A 16,487-nucleotide genomic window follows, 5' to 3' on the forward strand; every position below is an offset into this window, starting at 1 on the left:
ACTCTACGGTTCTGAAACACCACGCTGGTGCGTGTGTTGTTTCGGAGTGTTTCGGTGGTTTTAGCGTCAGGGAAACGCCCGGTCCCATTCCGAACCCGGAAGCTAAGCCTGACTGCGCCGATGGTACTGCAACCGAAGGGTTGTGGGAGAGTAGGACACCGCCGAACTTACTTTGGAAGAAGGGGCGGGGCCCCGGTCGAGAACCTGACAAGGTTTTCCCGGAGCCCCGCCCCTTTTTTTCATGCCCGAAAACGGGCGGACCGCGAAGACGGCCCGCCGCCCTCACTCCGGCCGGCGCAGCAGATACGTGTCCATGATCCACCCGTGCCGCTCCCGAGCCGCGGCCCGCGTCTCCCGGATCTTCGCCGCCAACGCGTCATCCAACGGGCCGGACAGCAAAATCTCGTCCGGAGTCCCGACGTACGCGCCCCAATAGATCCACAACCCCTTGCCGGCGTACTGATCGAACGTGGTGTGCGCGTCGAGCAGCACGAAGACGTCATCAGCGTCATTCGGCCAGCCCTCGGCCAGCCGGCGACCCGTCGTGAGCTGCACCGCCCGGCCGATCTGATTCATCGTCGTGCGATGCCGTGCCACGAGCGCGGAGATGCTGCTGATCCCCGGCACGACCTCGTACTCGAACGCCACGTTCCCGCGCGCGAGGACGGCCTCAATCAACGCGATGGTGCTGTCGTAGAGCGCCGGATCGCCCCAGACCAGGAACGCGCCGGTCTCGCCTTCGGCCAGCTCGTCGCGGATCAGCCGCTCGTAGACGTCGGTGCGGAGCTGGTGCCAGTCGGCGACCGCGGTGCGGTAGTCGGACGGCGTCCGGTCGCGGTCCGGGTCCTTCGCGCGCACCACGCGATACCCCGGCCGGCTCACGAACCGCTCGAGGATCTCCTGGCGCAGCTGCACCAGGTCGGCCTTCGCGCTGCCCTTGTCGAGCACGAAGAACACGTCGACGCGATTGAGCCGGTCGACTGCCTGCACCGTCAGGTGTTCCGGGTCGCCGGCGCCGATCCCGATCGCGTAGATCTTCCGCATCCCAGCAGTCTCTCCCGGCGGGTAACCGGACTCACGAGAGGGTCCCCTGGCATGCCACTACCCCCTAGGGGTATAAAGGAGACATCAGCGAAGAGCACGATAGGGAGTGTGGCGATGACCGAAGCGACTTACACCGTCGAGGGCATGACCTGCGGGCATTGCGTCGGATCGGTGAAAGAGGAGGTAGGCGGCCTGCCCGGCGTGCAGAAGGTCGACGTCGACCTCGCCACCGGCGCGGTCAAGGTCATCAGTGCGGAGCCGATCTCGCGCGAGGCCGTCGAGGCCGCGGTCGCTGAGGCCGGCTACCAGGTCGTCGCGTAAAAAGGAGTGACATGAGCACCACGACACCAGCCCCCGTGCAGTCAGTCGAACTCGCCATCGGCGGGATGACCTGCGCGTCGTGCGCTGCTCGGGTCGAACGGAAGCTCAACAAGGTCGAAGGCGTCACCGCGAGCGTCAACTACGCGACGGAGAAGGCGCACGTCGAATACCCCTCCACCGTTTCGGTCGACGACCTGGTGGGCGTCGTCGAAGCGACCGGGTACACCGCGCAGGCGCCGGAACCGGAGAAGCCGGAGGAACCCGAGCAGGACGAGACGCGGCCGCTGCGCGACCGGCTCCTGTACTCGGCGATCCTCACCGTGCCGGTGATCGTGCTGGCGATGGTCCCTGCGCTGCAGTTCACTAACTGGCAGTGGCTGTCGCTCACGCTCGCCGCGCCGGTCGTGGTCTGGGGCGCGTGGCCGTTCCATCGCGCAGCCTGGACCAACCTCCGGCACGGCGCGGCGACGATGGACACGCTGATCTCGCTCGGCGTCTCCGCCGCCACGCTGTGGTCGCTGTACGCGTTGTTCTTCGGCATGGCGGGGATGCCGGGCTTGAGGCACGGCTTCGAGTTCAGCGTGTCCGGGGGCTCGGGGACCGACAACATCTACCTCGAGGTCGCTGCGGGGGTCACCACGTTCATCCTCGCCGGCCGCTATTTCGAGGCGAGGTCCAAGCGTCGCTCCGGCGCTGCGCTCCGGGCCCTGCTCGAACTCGGTGCGAAGGACGTGACGGTCATTCGGGACGGCCGCGAGCAGCGGATCCCGGTCGATCAGCTCCGGGTCGGGGACACGTTCGTGGTACGCCCCGGCGAGAAGATCGCCACGGACGGCGTGGTCACCGACGGTAGCTCGGCAGTCGACGTCAGCATGATCACCGGGGAATCCGTGCCGGTCGAGGTCGCAGTGGGTGACGGCGTGACCGGAGCGACGGTCAACGTCGGCGGCCGGATCACGGTGCGCGCGACGCGGGTCGGCTCGGACACGCAGCTCGCGCAGATGGCCCGGCTCGTCGAGGAGGCGCAGAACGGCAAGGCCGCGGTCCAGCGACTGGCGGACCGCGTCTCGGCGGTCTTCGTGCCGATCGTGCTGGTGCTGGCTCTGGGCACGCTGATCACCTGGCTGCTGACCAGCGGAAATGCCACCGAGGCGTTCACCGCGGCGGTAGCGGTCCTGATCATCGCCTGCCCGTGCGCACTGGGGCTCGCGACGCCGACCGCCCTGCTCGTCGGCACTGGTCGCGGTGCGCAGCTCGGGATCCTCATCAAGGGACCGGAGGTGCTCGAGTCCACTCGCCGGGTCGACACCGTAGTGCTCGACAAGACCGGGACCGTCACGACCGGGCGAATGAGCCTGGTGGACGTCCACGTCGGAGAAGGCGTCACGGAGCGCGAACTGCTGCGCTACGCGGGGGCGGTCGAGCATGCTTCGGAGCACCCAATTGCGAAAGCCATCGCAGACGGTGCTCGCGAGCGGGTCGGCGACCTCCCGGTGGCGACGGAGTTCCGGAACACCGAGGGTCTCGGCGTCTCCGGCCTCGTGGAAGGTGCAGCAGTCCTCGCTGGTCGTGCGGCCTTCCTGGCCGACTGGAGCGTCAAGATCGACGACCGTCTCACCGAGGCCAAAGCCGCAGCAGAAGCACGAGGTGCGACGGCGGTCTTCGTCGCGTGGGACGGTGTCGCACGGGGTGTGCTGGTGGTCGCGGACACGATCAAGCCGACGTCAGCACAAGCTGTTGCCGAGTTGCGGGCACTGGGGCTGCAGCCGGTGCTGCTGACCGGCGACAACGCGGGCGCAGCGCGAGCGATCGCCGACGCCGCGGGCATCACCGAGGTAGTGGCGGAGGTTCTGCCCGCGGAAAAGGTGGCCGTGGTCAAGCGCATGCAAGGCGAAGGCCGAGTGGTGGCCATGGTCGGTGACGGCGTCAACGACGCGGCCGCGCTCGCCCAAGCCGACCTCGGACTGGCCATGGGCACCGGAACGGACGCAGCGATCGAAGCCGGCGACCTGACCCTGGTCCGAGGCGACCTGCGAGCCGCCGTCGACGCGATCCGCCTCGCCCGGCGCACCCTCGGCACGATCAAGGGGAACCTGTTCTGGGCGTTCGCCTACAACGTCGCGGCACTGCCGCTGGCGGCGTTCGGCCTGCTCAACCCCATGATCGCAGGCGCGGCGATGGCTTTCTCGTCGGTGTTCGTCGTCTCGAACAGCCTGCGGCTCCGACGGTTCCGCGCAGCGTGATTCACCTGGAGACGGGCCAGCGGCGGGAGTTTCCGCTGCTGGCCCGTCTGCCTTTGGCGCTGGTCTGGGTGGACGACTGTGGATTGTCTCGCTGACCAGCCTGGTCGTTGCCGTAGTGGTTTGCGCTGAACTGTGTGGGGATCCGCCCGCCTCCACGCACGCTCTGAGTACCGGGATGAAGCTTCGCCCGAAGCCGACGTCTGCGGTCTCCCGGCAGCACCAAGCAGGAAAACCGGACTGATGCTCTGGGAGTTACTTCAGGAACGCACCAGACGGGCGATCGCGTCGGAGGCCTCGCGCACCTTCAGGTCCGCTTCCTCCCCGCCAGCGGCCGCCGCCTGGACGACGCAGGTCGCCAGGTGCTCGTCGAGCAGTTCCAGCGAGAACGACTGCAACGCCTTCGTCGCCGCCGACACCTGGGTCAGGATGTCGATGCAGTACTTGTCCTCCTCGACCATGCGCTGCAGGCCGCGGATCTGGCCTTCGATCCGGCGAAGGCGCTTGAGGTAGGCCTCTCGTTCACTGCCGTAGCCGGTCATCGCACATCGTCCCTTTTCCTCGGCATCCCCGGTGGTTCACTACCGAGTATACCCACCCGGTGTATCCGGGCTCGGCGCTCCAGTTGGCCGAGGTGGCCTAGGCGACATGGCTCAGCGCAGAGGTTTGGACGCTGGTTGAGCGCCCGGAAGCCACGTCCGGCCAAGGCTGGCATTCGCAGTGGCCAACTGCTGAGCATCCGCCCTGCTGAACCGCGCCGATGCTCAGTTAGCGGAGACGACCTCGGTGCCTTCGGCGAGCGCGGGGCCCTGCGTTGCTTCGATGCGAGATGGATGCTCGCGGTGGCTGGTCGCCGAGCAGGCACCCACGGCGTCTCCGCAGCTGGTGTTCAGCCCGTCGGGGCAGCCTCGGCGACTTCCGGCAGGGGAGACGTTCGTCGCTGGTTCGGCACGGGTGTGCCGTCCGGGGCGAGGTCGGCGTTCGCGGTGGCCAGCAGTTCGCGGGCGCCTCGCAGCGCGGCCTTTACCCGTTGCTGGACGGCGACGAGTTCGGCGACCCGCTGTTCGGCGTCGGAGACGATTCGGGTGGCGTGGTCGGTGGCTTGGCGGACGTGCGCGTCGGCTTCGGCGCGGGCGGCGGCGGTGCGGTCGGCGATTTCGCGGAGTGCGTCGGTGCGACGGTCGGCCAGCGTGCGCGTCAGATGTTCTTCGAGCCGCTGGCGTTCCTTCGCGGCCGCTTCGTCTGCGGCCTTGCGCTCTTCGACTGCACGGCGCAGCAGATCTTCGTGTTCTCTTCGCTGTTGCTCGCGGTCCGCGGCGACGGCTTCGACGAGCGCGCGTTCCTTTTCGGTGAGACGAACCGCTTCTGCCTTGGCGTCGGCGATGATCCGCGCGGCGGTGTCCTCGGCGCGGGCGGTGATCTCCGCGGCTTCCTCGCGCGTCAGCTCGACCATCCGGCGGGAGCGTTCCTGCAATGCGTCCGGCGGGATGGGGGTGCGGCTGATCCGGTCGATCGTCGCGCGCAGTTCGCGATTGCGCTCGGCGAGTTCGGCCGCTTGGTGTGCCGCGGCGTCGCGTTCCGCGGCGAGGCGTTGGAATTCCGCCTCGACCCACGTGACGAATTCTTCGACCTGGCCGCGCTGATAGCCGCGCCAAGCCGAGTCGAAGGACGGCCGGACGGCCATCAGGTCCTCGCCACCGCCGGGGGCCATGCTCTCACCTCCCATTTGGATGGTTTCTCCTCGGCGCTCGTTTTTCTTGCCGCACCGGGGTTTCCGCACTGCCTCCAGTGTGCCTGAAGTCCGGCGCTCCGTGGGAGCCTGGGGCGGGTCAATCTTCGAGCGGGTCTTCAGTGCCGGTCGCGGTGCTTCGCACGCCGGGCAATTCGGCCAGTTCCGCGGTGAGTTCGGGAAGATCTCCGCGCCCCTGCAACAGCAAGGTGACGACCGCGATCCGTTGTCCCTCTTCGGAAACTGTCTCGCGGTCGACCGCCACGCGGTGGACGGCCCAACCCCGGTCGGTGCACGTGGCGAGGACGGCACGCAGTACTCCGTGGCCGTCGGCATAGCTCAACCGGAGAATCGGCGGCTGCCGCCGATGGCGCGCGACGAACCGGGAAATCGGCGGGAATCCGCGCGTGATCACGACAAGCCCGGCAGTGGTCGCGACGGCCAGCACCGGAAGCCCGGCACCGCACGCGACTCCGACGGCCGCGGCGAGCCAGACGGTCGCCGCGGTGGTGAGGCCGCGCACCGCGTCGCGGCGCACGAAGATCAGCCCGCCGCCGACGAACCCGATGCCGGACACGATCTGCGCGGCGATCCGCGACGGGTCGAGTGCGACGTGCTCGATGCCGAGCAAATCGGCGAAGCCGTATTTCGACACCAGCATGAAGACCGCCGACCCGACGCCGACCAGCGTGTGCGTGCGCAGGCCGGCCTGTTTGTTGCCGACCTCGCGCTCAATGCCGATCACCGTGCTGAGCAGCAGGGCGAGCAGCACTGGAGGCAGCAGTTCCCACTGTTCGCCGGTGGACCAAAGAGCATGCACGGACGTACCTCCTCTCCCGTCACTGTGCCCGGCCCTCAGAGAGCCCGCGCGCCCGGCCCGGCGATCACGCCTAAGCTCGGGCAATGGCCCGCTACTTCGACGTGCACCCGCAGAACCCGCAGCGCCGCGCGCTCTCCCAGGTGGTCGACCTGCTGCGTGACGACGGGCTCATCGCCTACCCGACCGACTCGTGCTTCGCGCTCGGCTGCCGCATCGGCAACCAGCAGGGGATGGAACGGATCCGCACCATCCGCAAGCTCGACCACCGGCACCACTTCACGCTCGTCTGCCAGGACTTCGCCCAGCTCGGCCGGTTCGTGCACATCGACAACGCGGTGTTCCGCGCCATCAAGGCCAGCACCCCCGGCGCGTACACGTTCATCCTCCCGGCGACAAAGGAAGTCCCGCGGCGGCTGCTGCACGCCAAGAAGAAGACCGTCGGCGTACGGATCCCCGACCACGTGGTGACCCAGCAACTGCTCGGCGAACTGGGCGAGCCGATCCTGTCGAGCACGCTGCTGCTGCCCGATTCCGGCGAGCCCCTCACCCAGGGCTGGGAGATCAAGGAAGAACTCGACCACGTACTGGACGCCGTCATCGACTCCGGCGACTGCGGTGTGGAACCCACCACGGTGATCGACTTCACCTCGGGAGAGGCGGAGGTCGTGCGGCATGGGGCGGGAGACCCGTCCCGGTTCGAGTGACCAGGGTCGTCATCGGTTTTGTCGCCTCCTGTGGTCTGGTTGTGATCCTGATGCGGGCGGTGCTCTCGGGCCGCTCGGCGTGACGTTGTTGACGCGGTTTGCCGGGCTCGACGGCTGCACCTGACAGCTTCTTGACGCGGCAGCTGCCGACACGGGCTGTCTACTGACGGCCACTGGTACCGGCGGCTTGAACCGACTGCTCGTGGTCCGGAACGGTCGCCGCGAGGCTGGGTAGCGCGGGTCGCGCGGCGGACGTTCGCAGCTCCGGCCTGCTGCGGATACGAGCGCATGCTGGCGCAGGCCACTCGGAGTGACGACCGCGGCGGGTCGGCGGACGGTAATGCAGGTCGCTGGCGAGCCTCCTTCTCCTGATGCAGGCGGCGGAACCTTCTCGTCGCCGGATAAGCCGAGCACCCTCGACGGCGACCGACGTGGTCCAGCCGTGCCTCCGGCGTGATCCGGTGGCGCGTTCGGCATGAACCGCTGGCGCGTCCGGCGTGATCCGGTGGCACGTTGGGCATGAACCGCTGGCGCGTCCGGTATCGCCCGGTGGCACGTCCAGCGCGAACCGCTGGCGGGTCCGGAGGGAAGCGCAGCCGCGGCACGCTCGAGGGCCTCCCTCGGCAGCGGCCATGGCTCTCTAGACTCCTGTTGGCGCTGGATTCCCGTTGGCGCGAGCTGCGGCGATTGTCGCCGTCGGGGGCGTCGGCAGCTGCAGTCTCCGTCGGACACGAGCCGCGCCAAGCGCGGGCTGGCATGGTGGCGCGGTTCGGCCTGGACAGGAGAGACAGCGGCGGATCGCAACCGGTCGGTGCCGAAGCGGGCTGGCAGGTAACCGGCACCGGGGTCCGCGCTCTCAGGTGCGTTCGATCGATACTCCTCTCTTGCGTCGGATGGGTGGCAGATCCGGTGCCGCGGGGCGGGCGAACCCGGGCACCGTCGAAGAGATCACACGGTTGCCTCCACGGGGGTGTTGAGCATGCGGGCCAGGGCGTCGGCAAGCGGGACCTCCGACGAGGAATGCCAGCCGACGATGGCGTCCGGCCGGAGCAGCAGCGCGCCGTCGGCAGGCAGTTCTGTCTCGGCCAGCCATGCCTCGTCCGAGACGGGAACGAGACGGAGGCCTAGGCGGTCGGCTTCGGCTGTCCACCGGGTGTGGTCCGGGCCGCATAGCAAGGCGAGGCCAGGCCCCGCCAAGTCCACTGTGGACGTCGTGGCGTCGAGCCAAGCGTGTGGCACTCGGGTGCCTGGACGACCGGCCGGGGCGTACCGGTCTTCTGGTGCGGGACCGCGTCCGTCCGGGACGAAGGCGCCGTGGTCGTATTGCACGCCGAACAGCGTGGCGAGCGGGTCGATGCGCGGCGCGTCGTCGCTGGTGATCGCGCTGAGCATGGTTCCGAGATGGCCGCTGGCCATGCTGGAGAACTCCGCCGTCGCGTACCCGATCGGGTATCGCTCGGCGTGGTAGGTGTCGAGCAGGGCGGGCGTCGCTTTGCCGGACAGCACCGCGGCGAGTTTCCAGGCGAGGTTGGCTACGTCCGCGATCGCGGTATTCGCACCCGCGGCAGCCATCGGCGGCATCGCGTGTGCGGCGTCGCCGGCCAGGAAGACCCGGCCGGAGGAGAACCGGTCGGCCACGTACATTCCTGACTCCCAGTGCATCCGGCTCAGCACTTCGACTTCGAGGTCCGGTGCGCCGACGACGGTGCGCAGCAACTCGCACCAGCCGTCCTCGCCCAGGGATTCCGAGCCGGGGAAGTCAGAGGTGGAGAAGAGCCACCGGTCGGTGCCGTTGACCGACACGAACGCACCGGAAGCGGCCGGGTTTTCGATCCGGCACAGGTTGAACGGTTTGTCCCGGACGAGCTCGGCGAGGTCGGCGCGGAAGCAAATGTCGAGATTGTCGGCCAGATGCCCGTGCCCGCTGCGCGGAATGCCGAGCGCGGTGCGGATCGGACTGCGCGCGCCGTCCGCCGCGATCAGGTATTCGGCGCTGACCTGGTACGGCTCGCCATCGGGTGGGCGCAGTTCGGCGGTGATCCCGGTGCCGTCCTGCTCGAACGCGACCAACTCGGTGCCGAACCGAACCGACACCCCGCGCTCGGCGGCGGCCTGCCGCAGCACCGGTTCCAGCACGTCCTGCGGACACAGCACGCTTGGCGCCGGGCTGAGATCGGGCATTTTCGCGTGCTGGGCGAGCCGTTCGCGCAGAGTGTCGGTGACCTCGGGCCAGGTCGCGTCGGCCAGCGTGGTGCCGGTCAGCATTCCGGTGAACGACGCGAGCGGTGCGCTCGCTTGCTCGACCTCGTCCATGAGGCCGAGCAAGCGGAACACTTCGGTGCTGCGCGGGTTGAACCGGCGTGCTTTCGGCTGCGGGGACGTGCCGGCGTGCTTTTCCACCAGCATCGGCGCTACCCCCTCGCGGTGCAGCAACAGGGCTGCAGTGAGCCCGGCGATCCCTCCGCCGCAGATCAGAACGGGAATTCGTGCTGTCATTTCGTAACCCCCAGGTCGTGTACGTCGTACATCTTGTGTACGTTGTACATGACGATGTACTGTGTACGCAAGCGGGCTGGAGACAGGGAGTTGAATGGGAGATCAAGGGCCGACACCGCCGATTTGGCTGTTGCCTGAGCCGCCGGAACGCGGTTGGGGCCTCGGACGAATCGACATCGTCAACGCGGCTGTACGGCTGGCCGACCACGGTGGCGCGGAGGCGCTCACGATGCGGGCAGTGGCGAAGGAGCTGGGCGCGTCCACGCCGATGTCGCTGTACCGCTACGTGCACAGCAAAGACGGTCTGGTGGACCTGATGCTGGACCTGGCGAACAGCGAGGTGCGCACCCCGGAAGTCCCGGGCGAGGACTGGCGGGGCGAGTTGACTGCTGTCGCGGTCGAGATGTGGGCGATGACGAAGCGGCATCCGTGGTACGCGCGGTTCGTGCACCAACGGCCCCCGGCGGGGCCCAACGCGAGCCGGCGGACGGAGTTCGTGCTGGCGACGTTCGACCGGCTGGGGCAGGACCTCGCGTCGGCGCTCGGGTACGCCCGGCTGCTCGACGGGTACGTCATCGGTCAGGCGCTGCAGTGGGCGGAAGAGCGGGCGATGTGGCAGCGCAACGCGTTCGTCGACGTGGTGGACGTGCAGCGGCAGGCGCGGGCGTGGTTCGGCGACATCGCGTCGGAGGACAGTCCGTATCCGTTGCTTGTGCAGGTGCTGGAGAGCTTTCTGGCCGAGCGGCACGACGCGGCTGGCGAGACCGGCGCGGTCAAGGCGGAGGGGGCCGGATCGGTCGCGGAGACGGACGAGTCTGGCCGGGTGACCGGTTCGGGCCGCGGGGCCGGTGCCGGTGAGGCGGCCGCTCGGCCGGGTGCGGAGGTGGCCGCTCGGGCGGATGCGGACGTGGCCGGATCTGGGCGGGCGGCTGAGGCGGACCGCGTGGCTGCTGGCTCTGGCCAGGTGGCTGGGACTGGCCGGGCGGCTGGCTCTGGCCGGGCGGCTGGGACTGGCCGGGTGGCTGGGACTGGCCGGGCGGCTGGGACTGGTCGAGGGGACGGGAGTCGTCTCGACTCGGCTGAGGTCGGTCAGCCGGGTGCCGGAGCGGTCCGGGCTCGGGATGCGTGGGCGGTTGCCGGAGCGGGGCAGCCGACGGGAACCGGTCAGCCGACCGGAACCGGTCGGTCGACGGGCTCAGGTCGAGCGGCTGGGTCGGGCCATGTGGTCACGGACCAGGCGGCGGATGCTGCTGATCGAGCGCAGAGGACAGGCGCGCCCGCGGCCGAGGACGCGCAGTTCGAGCTCGGCCTCGAATGTCTGCTCGACGGCATCGCCGCGCGGCTCCGCTAGGTTGGTCGCCAGGACCGGCTGGTGGGGAGACGACGTGAAGTTCCTGCTGACGATGCACATGAACCCCGACGTATGGGAAGGGCTGAGCGAGGAGACCCGACAGGAGGTGATGGACGGGCACGCGGACTTCGTAGCGAAGATCCGGGCGTCCGGCGAGATGATCAACACGCAGGCGCTCGGCGGGCCGGAGGACAGTGCCGTCGTGCGGGTGCGCGGCGGGGTGCCCGCGGTCACCGACGGTCCGTTCGCGGAGTCGAAGGAGTTCCTCGCCGGGTTCTACCTGGTCGAATGCGAGAGCCGGGACCGGGCGCTGGAGGTCGCGGCGATGATTCCCGACGCGAGGATCGACGGGCTCGGCATCGAGGTCCGGCCGGTCGTGTTCTTCGCTGACGCGGAAACACAGTCCGACTTCGGCTGATGGCGGACGTCGGCGAGCTGCTCCGGCCGCTCGTGCCGCAGGTGCTCGGGACGCTCGTGCGGCGGTACGGGCAGTTCGAGGCGTGCGAGGACGCGGTGCAGGAGGCGCTCGTCGCGGCGGTCGAGCAGTGGTCGGCCGGCGAGGTGCCGGACAACCCGCGCGCATGGCTGCTCACGGTTGCCACCCGTCGGCTGACCGACCTTTGGCGCAGCGAGAGCGCCCGTCGGCGGCGCGAAGAAACTGTTGCGGTGCAAGACGTCGCGCTGACCGCGGCGGTGCCCGGGCCGGAGGACGAGCAGCCGCCGGAGCAGGACGACACGTTGACGTTGCTGTTCCTGTGCTGCCATCCGGCGATTACGCCCAGCTCGCAGGTCGCGCTGACGCTGCGTGCGGTCGGCGGATTGACGACGGCGGAGATCGCGCGCGCGTTCCTCGTGCCGGAAGGCACCATGGCGCGCCGGATCACGCGGGCGAAGGAGACCGTCGCGGCGGCTGGTTCGACCTTCACGCCTCCGTCCGCCGAGGATTGGCCGGCTCGGCTGCAGGTCGTCTTGCATGTGCTGTACCTGATCTTCAACGAGGGATACACGGCGACCTCCGGCGAGAATCTGCATCGGGCCGAACTGTCCGAGGAAGCGATCCGGCTGACGCGCGCCGTCCATGCCTTGCTGCCGGACGATGGCGAGGTCGCGGGGCTGCTCGCGCTCATGCTGCTCACCGACGCGCGACGGCCCGCGCGCACCGGGCCGGACGGAACGCTGACGCCGCTCGCCGAACAAGACCGTCGAAAGTGGATGGTGCCGTTGATCGTCGAGGGGCTGGAGCTGGTGAATCGGGTACTCGGCCAAGGCCCGGTGGGGCCGTACCAGGTGCAAGCTGCCATCGCGGCACTGCACGACCAGGCGGCGGGCGCCGATTCCACTGACTGGGCGCAGATCCTGGAGTTGTACGGCCTGCTCGAAGAACTCGCGCCCAGCCCCGTCACGACGCTCAACCGGGCGATCGCGGTCGCGATGGTTCACGGTCCGGAGAAAGCTCTGGCACTGCTGGCCACTCTCGAGGACGACGCGCGCCTGAAGCAGGGCCACCGGCTCGACGCGGTCCGTGCGCATCTGCTCGAACTCGCTGGTGATACCGCGAGTGCGCGCGAGCATTACCTGCGCGCGGCGAAACGGACGAGCAGCATTCCGGAACGGCGGTATCTCCAGGCGAAGGCGGCGAAACTCCTTCCACGCGAAGGGTAGGCGGGTGGTGCCTCGCAGGTTGGCGGGAGGATCGTCAGGCGTGAGGCAGGCGGTTTCGGGTTGGGCGGGCGGTGGGTTGCGCCGTCGGTTCGGCCGCGCGGCTGACGAAGTCGCTGGGCTGGGCGGCCCGCCGGGAGAGAAAGCCGAGTTGTCAGCGTCGTGGTCGAGCTGTGTCGCTGGGGTAGATGGGCCACCAGAGTGGTCAGCGAGTTGGTCGCGTGGCGTTGCTGGGGTGGATAGGTGGCCCGGTGGGAGAGCAAAGCAGAGTTGTCAGCGTCTTGGTCGAGCTGTGTCGCTGGGGTAGATGGGCCACCAGTGCGGTCAGCGAGTTGGTCGCGTGGCGTTGCTGGGGTGGATAGGTCGCCGGGTATGGCGAGTAGGTCGGAGTGCTGCCGGACGAGCGGGTCGCCGGATTGAGGTTTCCGCGGGTATGCGCCGGAGAAATCGGGGATATCCGGAGCGAACCAGGTCCGGTCAGGGGGCGGAGTTTGTGCGTTCCAGGAGGAATACGCGGATTTCGCGGTGGGCGGCGCGTTCGGCGTAGCGGTCGTAGGCCGGCCAGTAGGAGGCGACTGCGTCCCACATTTCCTGTCGTTCGTCGTCTTTCAGGAGACGGCCTCGGACTGGCACGGCGCGGCCGTGGACGGAGACTGTCGCGTCGGGGTGGGACAGGAGGTTTGCCGTCCAGGCGGGGTGGCGTTCGCCGCCCCAGTTGGAGCCGATCACGACGTATCCGCCGGAGCGTTCGACGTACAGCAGCGGGACCTGGCGTGGTTCGCCGGTCGTGCGGCCGATCGTGGTGAGCAGGAGGGTGCGCAGTCCCACTGCCGCGCCTACGCCCAGGCGGCCGCCGCTGATGCGGAGGAGCAGGCGGTCGGCGGGCATCATCGCCTGGCCGAACGCGGCGAATGCCTTGCTGCGGCCCAAACCGGCGAACATCCTGCGCAGTTCCATGGGCGGCAGCCTACGGGGCGGTGTAGGGGAAGCCGCCGGGGTGGCTGCTTGGGCGGATAGTTCGGCAGCTGTGGGGGACGGGCGGGCAGAACCGGAGCGAACAGGCTGAGAAGGCGAAGCGAAACCTACAACCCGCTCGTCAGTTTCAGGAGGGCGTCGGTCAGCGCGGCCGCGTGGTCGACCAGGTAGAAATGGCCGCCTGGGTACGTGGTCAGCGTGAACTCGCCGCTGGTGTGCGACGACCAGGCTTGCACGTCGTCCACGGGGGCGTGGGGGGCGGCGTCTCCGGTGTGGGCGTGGATGGGCGCGGCGAGCGGGCCTGGGCTCGGGCGGTAGGTCTCGACGGCCGTGTAGTCCGCTCGCAGGGCTGGCAGGAACAGCTCTCGCAGTTCCGGGTCTCGCAGCACCCTCGGGTCGGTGCCTGCCAGGCCTTCGATCTCGGACAGCAAACCCTCGTCGTCTTGGAGGTGGACTCGGTCGTGGACCAGGCGGGACGGGGCTCGGCGCCCCGAAACGACCACCGCCTCCGCGGGGGTACCTCTTGACTCCAGGCGCAGGCCTACCTCGTACGCGAGCGTCGCGCCCATGCTGTGGCCGAACAGCACCACCGGCAGGTCCAGCCACGCCAGGAGGGCTTGGGTGACGCCGTCCGCCAGCTCGCCGATGGTGCGCAGGGCGGGTTCGGCCATGCGGTCCTGCCTGCCGGGATATTGCACCGCGAGGACATCGACGGCGGGGGACAGCGCTTTCGACAGCGGGTGGAAGAACGGGGCTGCGCCGCCCGCGTGCGGCAGGCACACCACACGGGCGGGGGCGTCGTCGGCGGGGTGGAAGCGGCGTAGCCACGGGTCCGTCATGCGGGCGATTTTAGCGGGGACGGGCACAGAGAAAGCCTGCGGAATTCGATCTTCTCGTACGCGCTGGCGACTCCGGTTTCGAACAGGACGCCGACGGTGAAACGGTCTGGTTGCACCAGATCGGAGTAACCGGCGGGAGCGTCGGCGAGAACGGTCGACGGCTGCCAGGTTCTGCCGCGGTCCGAACTGGTCCTCAGTTGCATCGTGCGGCGGGCGGCGGGGTCGGAGGGGCCGGAGTAGAGGAGTACGCGGGGGTTGGTCGTTTGCAGGACGCTGCCTTCTACCTTCGGGCCGGACAGGGTCGGCTGCACTTGATAGGGACGGGTCAGGGTGCGGCCGCCGTCGGTGCTGTAGGCGTCGAGCCGGTTTTCCGGGGCGGAGCCTTGGTTGCGGCTTGAGAAGTAGACGGTGCCGTCGGGCAATTCAGTGGCGGTGGTTTCGTTGGGGGCGATGACGCCGTCGGTCGGGTCGTCGGTGAAGCCGATGTGCCAGGTACGGCCGTTGTCGTCGCTGTAGAGGTCGTGGCCGCCGTAGTACTTGGTTTCGGTTCCGACGTCCGCGGAACCGGCGGGAGGTGCGCTGGAGTGGTTGGCGGGCACGACGATCCGCCCGGCGTGCCGGCCGTGCTGAAGCAGGGTCGCGTGCCCGGGGCGGTGGCGTACCAGCGCCAGGACGGGAGTTTCGTCGTGGCGGTGATGTCGCGGGCGGGCGTCCAGGTGCGGCCGTTGTCGGGGCTGCGCTGGACGAAAACCCGGCGGGTATCTTGCGGGGACACGGTGCCGGACATGATGGCTTTCTCGCTGACGGGTCCGTTGTGGACAGTCAACAGCACCAGGTCGCCGTTGCGGGCTACGACAGGGGTCGGGTTTCCGGCGGTGGCCTCGCCGTTGCTGTCCACTACGCTCAGGCTGCCCCAGGTGCAGCCGCCGTCACGGGAGGTTTTGGCGACGGTCTGGATCGCGCCGGAGTCGCCGGGGGAGTCGCGGCGGCCTTCGGCGAAGGCGATCAGTGAGTTGTTCGCCGCGCGGACCACTGCGGGGATGCGGAAGGTGTGGTAGCCCTCGGTGCCTGAGATGAACGGAGTCGACGAGGTGCAGCCGGGTGTTGCGCTGGCCGGTGGGGCCGGGATGACGCTCAAGATCGTTGCGGCGAGCGCAATCGTGACTGTTCTCGGGAGCACCGGGGGACCGCCTCTCGCTCCGGACATGGGATGTCCGACGTCCTATGTCCGGAGAACATAGAGAGGAGGTCGCGCGGCGTCAAGACGCCGGACCGGTGGCGGTCGCGCGGACGGTTCCGGCCGCGGCGGTCGCGGTGATCCGCAGCGGGGCGGTGCCGGTCGGGCGTGCGCGCAGGATTTCCTCGGCGACCGGGGCGGCCAGGTGCGTGCGCAGGGTCCGGCGCAGGCCGCGGGCGCCGTAGACCGGGTCGAAACCCTGGTCGGCGAGCAGGCGGACGGCGGATTCGTCCACCTGGAGCTCGACACCGCGGCGGCGGAGCCTCGCGCGCAGCAGGTCGGTTTCCAGGCGGGCGACGCGCTCGACAGTGGTGCGGTCCAGTTCGTCGAAGATCACGGTCTCGTCGATGCGGTTCAGGAACTCCGGGTCGAAGAACGACCGCAGGGCTTTGTCGACGACCGCCCGGCGGGTGTGGCCGCGGTCCAGGAGCGTGCGCCAGCGGGACCCGCGGCGGCGGGCGAGTTCTTTCGAGCCCAGGTTTGAGGTCATGAAGACGAAGCTGTTGCGGAAGGAGATCTTTTCCTGGCCGTTCGCGAGACGCAGCATTCCGTTGTCGAGGACGCCCAGCAGTGCGCGCAGAACGGTGGGGTGAGCCTTTTCCACCTCGTCGAAGAGGACGATCCCCGGGGTGTACGGGTCGCCCTCCACAGTGGAGCGATCGAAGACGGTGAAGGCTTCCTTGCTTCCCGCGTATCCGGGCGGGGCGCCGTTGAAGGAGGCTGCGTAGTGTTCTTGGGCGAGGGAGTTCATGTCCCCCCGGCACAGATCGTCCGGGCCGGAGCGCAGGGCGGCGGCTAATTGGCGCACCAGTTCGGTTTTGCCTACCCCGGTCGGGCCCAGCAGCAGGACTGTCGCGGGTGGACGGTCGGGTTCGGTCGCGCCCGCGCGGGCCAGGGTGATTGCCCGGACGACGGCGTCGACGGCCGGGTCTTGGCCCAGGACGCGGCTGCGCAGGCGTTCCGCCAAGGAGGCGGGAGTGTCCGGAGTGGACACAGTGGGGGCGGCTGGCTGCCGGTTCCGGTTCTGGTCGTGGTACCTGTCGGTGATGAACGGCATGGTGTCCTTTCCCTG

At 69.0% G+C, this 16,487-nt stretch carries 14 protein-coding genes, 1 rRNA gene and 1 pseudogene; 7 read left to right on the forward strand and 9 right to left on the reverse strand.

The window, feature by feature from the left end; translation table 11 throughout:
* Positions 1-50 precede the first annotated feature (50 nt).
* A 5S ribosomal RNA gene (rrf, locus tag ATK30_RS01900) occupies positions 51-167 on the forward strand.
* 115 nt (positions 168-282) lie between these two features.
* Here rrf and cobF read toward each other — a convergent pair.
* Positions 283-1,044 carry a precorrin-6A synthase (deacetylating) gene (cobF, locus tag ATK30_RS01905; protein WP_101434014.1) on the reverse strand — a complete coding sequence of 254 codons (762 nt, stop codon included), beginning with the start codon at positions 1,042-1,044 and terminating at the stop codon, positions 283-285.
* A gap of 114 nt (positions 1,045-1,158) precedes the next feature.
* Here cobF and ATK30_RS01910 point away from each other — a divergent pair, with 114 nt between their 5' ends.
* Complete coding sequence (locus ATK30_RS01910; RefSeq protein WP_101434015.1) at positions 1,159-1,365, forward strand: heavy-metal-associated domain-containing protein; 207 nt, start codon at positions 1,159-1,161, stop codon at positions 1,363-1,365.
* Positions 1,366-1,376: 11 nt separating this feature from the next.
* A complete protein-coding gene (locus ATK30_RS01915; protein WP_101434016.1) occupies positions 1,377-3,608 on the forward strand; it encodes a heavy metal translocating P-type ATPase in 2,232 nt (743 codons plus the stop codon).
* 257 nt (positions 3,609-3,865) lie between these two features.
* Here the strand turns inward: ATK30_RS01915 and ATK30_RS01920 are convergent, their stop codons facing one another.
* The 3 genes from ATK30_RS01920 to ATK30_RS01930 form a co-directional block, all read right to left on the reverse strand.
* Positions 3,866-4,147: a metal-sensitive transcriptional regulator gene (locus tag ATK30_RS01920; protein ID WP_009081418.1), complete on the reverse strand. Its 282-nt coding sequence runs from the start codon at positions 4,145-4,147 to the stop codon at positions 3,866-3,868.
* A 347-nt stretch (positions 4,148-4,494) separates the two neighbouring features.
* Positions 4,495-5,316, reverse strand: coding sequence for a DivIVA domain-containing protein (locus tag ATK30_RS01925; RefSeq protein WP_101434017.1), 822 nt, complete (start codon positions 5,314-5,316; stop codon positions 4,495-4,497).
* Positions 5,317-5,434: 118 nt separating this feature from the next.
* Positions 5,435-6,154, reverse strand: coding sequence for an MgtC/SapB family protein (locus ATK30_RS01930; RefSeq protein WP_101434018.1), 720 nt, complete (start codon positions 6,152-6,154; stop codon positions 5,435-5,437).
* 83 nt (positions 6,155-6,237) lie between these two features.
* Between ATK30_RS01930 and ATK30_RS01935 the strand changes: the two genes are divergently transcribed.
* Positions 6,238-6,858, forward strand: a complete 621-nt coding sequence (locus ATK30_RS01935; RefSeq protein ID WP_101434019.1) for an L-threonylcarbamoyladenylate synthase — start codon at positions 6,238-6,240, stop codon at positions 6,856-6,858.
* Positions 6,859-7,806: 948 nt separating this feature from the next.
* On the opposite strand, the gene ATK30_RS01940 is transcribed toward ATK30_RS01935, so the two are convergent.
* Entirely contained in the window at positions 7,807-9,354 is a 1,548-nt protein-coding gene (locus tag ATK30_RS01940) for an FAD-dependent monooxygenase (protein WP_101434020.1), read from the reverse strand.
* Positions 9,355-9,448: 94 nt separating this feature from the next.
* On the opposite strand from ATK30_RS01940, the gene ATK30_RS01945 reads away from it, so the two are divergent.
* Genes ATK30_RS01945 through ATK30_RS01955 form a run of 3 tightly spaced genes read left to right on the forward strand, consistent with a single transcriptional unit; the run spans position 9,449 to position 12,367 of the window.
* Positions 9,449-10,705, forward strand: coding sequence for a TetR/AcrR family transcriptional regulator (locus ATK30_RS01945; protein ID WP_101434021.1), 1,257 nt, complete (start codon positions 9,449-9,451; stop codon positions 10,703-10,705).
* A 34-nt stretch (positions 10,706-10,739) separates the two neighbouring features.
* Complete coding sequence (locus ATK30_RS01950; RefSeq protein ID WP_101434022.1) at positions 10,740-11,123, forward strand: YciI family protein; 384 nt, start codon at positions 10,740-10,742, stop codon at positions 11,121-11,123.
* On the forward strand, positions 11,123-12,367 hold the full coding sequence (locus ATK30_RS01955) for an RNA polymerase sigma factor (protein ID WP_101434023.1): 1,245 nt from the start codon (positions 11,123-11,125) through the stop codon (positions 12,365-12,367). Before ATK30_RS01950 ends, ATK30_RS01955 begins: the two co-directional genes overlap by 1 nt.
* 474 nt (positions 12,368-12,841) lie before the next feature.
* Here the strand turns inward: ATK30_RS01955 and ATK30_RS01960 are convergent, their stop codons facing one another.
* The 4 genes and pseudogenes from ATK30_RS01960 to ATK30_RS01975 all read right to left on the reverse strand — a co-directional run bounded on the left by ATK30_RS01960 (position 12,842) and on the right by ATK30_RS01975 (position 16,472).
* Positions 12,842-13,321: a nitroreductase family deazaflavin-dependent oxidoreductase gene (locus tag ATK30_RS01960; protein ID WP_101434024.1), complete on the reverse strand. Its 480-nt coding sequence runs from the start codon at positions 13,319-13,321 to the stop codon at positions 12,842-12,844.
* A gap of 125 nt (positions 13,322-13,446) precedes the next feature.
* Positions 13,447-14,178, reverse strand: coding sequence for a thioesterase II family protein (locus ATK30_RS01965; RefSeq protein WP_101434025.1), 732 nt, complete (start codon positions 14,176-14,178; stop codon positions 13,447-13,449).
* Positions 14,175-15,385: pseudogene (locus ATK30_RS47220) on the reverse strand (sialidase family protein). Before ATK30_RS47220 ends, ATK30_RS01965 begins: the two are co-directional and overlap by 4 nt.
* A gap of 52 nt (positions 15,386-15,437) precedes the next feature.
* Positions 15,438-16,472, reverse strand: a complete 1,035-nt coding sequence (locus ATK30_RS01975; RefSeq protein ID WP_101434026.1) for an AAA family ATPase — start codon at positions 16,470-16,472, stop codon at positions 15,438-15,440.
* Positions 16,473-16,487: the final 15 nt, after the last annotated feature.

Origin of the sequence: Amycolatopsis echigonensis, from assembly GCF_002846615.1 — a bacterium.
GTDB lineage: Bacteria > Actinomycetota > Actinomycetes > Mycobacteriales > Pseudonocardiaceae > Amycolatopsis > Amycolatopsis echigonensis.

What these genes read in the sequence shown, in the direction of transcription:
- ATK30_RS01910 (WP_101434015.1), top strand. Translation starts at nt 1,159, where the DNA reads ATGACCGAAGCGACTTACACCGTCGAGGGCATGACCTGCGGGCATTGC.
- ATK30_RS01955 (WP_101434023.1), top strand. Translation starts at nt 11,123, where the DNA reads ATGGCGGACGTCGGCGAGCTGCTCCGGCCGCTCGTGCCGCAGGTGCTC.
- ATK30_RS01945 (WP_101434021.1), top strand. Translation starts at nt 9,449, where the DNA reads ATGGGAGATCAAGGGCCGACACCGCCGATTTGGCTGTTGCCTGAGCCG.
- ATK30_RS01915 (WP_101434016.1), top strand. Translation starts at nt 1,377, where the DNA reads ATGAGCACCACGACACCAGCCCCCGTGCAGTCAGTCGAACTCGCCATC.
- cobF (WP_101434014.1), bottom strand. Translation starts at nt 1,044, where the DNA reads ATGCGGAAGATCTACGCGATCGGGATCGGCGCCGGCGACCCGGAACAC.
- ATK30_RS01935 (WP_101434019.1), top strand. Translation starts at nt 6,238, where the DNA reads ATGGCCCGCTACTTCGACGTGCACCCGCAGAACCCGCAGCGCCGCGCG.
- ATK30_RS01960 (WP_101434024.1), bottom strand. Translation starts at nt 13,321, where the DNA reads ATGGAACTGCGCAGGATGTTCGCCGGTTTGGGCCGCAGCAAGGCATTC.
- ATK30_RS01965 (WP_101434025.1), bottom strand. Translation starts at nt 14,178, where the DNA reads ATGACGGACCCGTGGCTACGCCGCTTCCACCCCGCCGACGACGCCCCC.
- ATK30_RS01925 (WP_101434017.1), bottom strand. Translation starts at nt 5,316, where the DNA reads ATGGCCCCCGGCGGTGGCGAGGACCTGATGGCCGTCCGGCCGTCCTTC.
- ATK30_RS01920 (WP_009081418.1), bottom strand. Translation starts at nt 4,147, where the DNA reads ATGACCGGCTACGGCAGTGAACGAGAGGCCTACCTCAAGCGCCTTCGC.
- ATK30_RS01975 (WP_101434026.1), bottom strand. Translation starts at nt 16,472, where the DNA reads ATGCCGTTCATCACCGACAGGTACCACGACCAGAACCGGAACCGGCAG.
- ATK30_RS01940 (WP_101434020.1), bottom strand. Translation starts at nt 9,354, where the DNA reads ATGACAGCACGAATTCCCGTTCTGATCTGCGGCGGAGGGATCGCCGGG.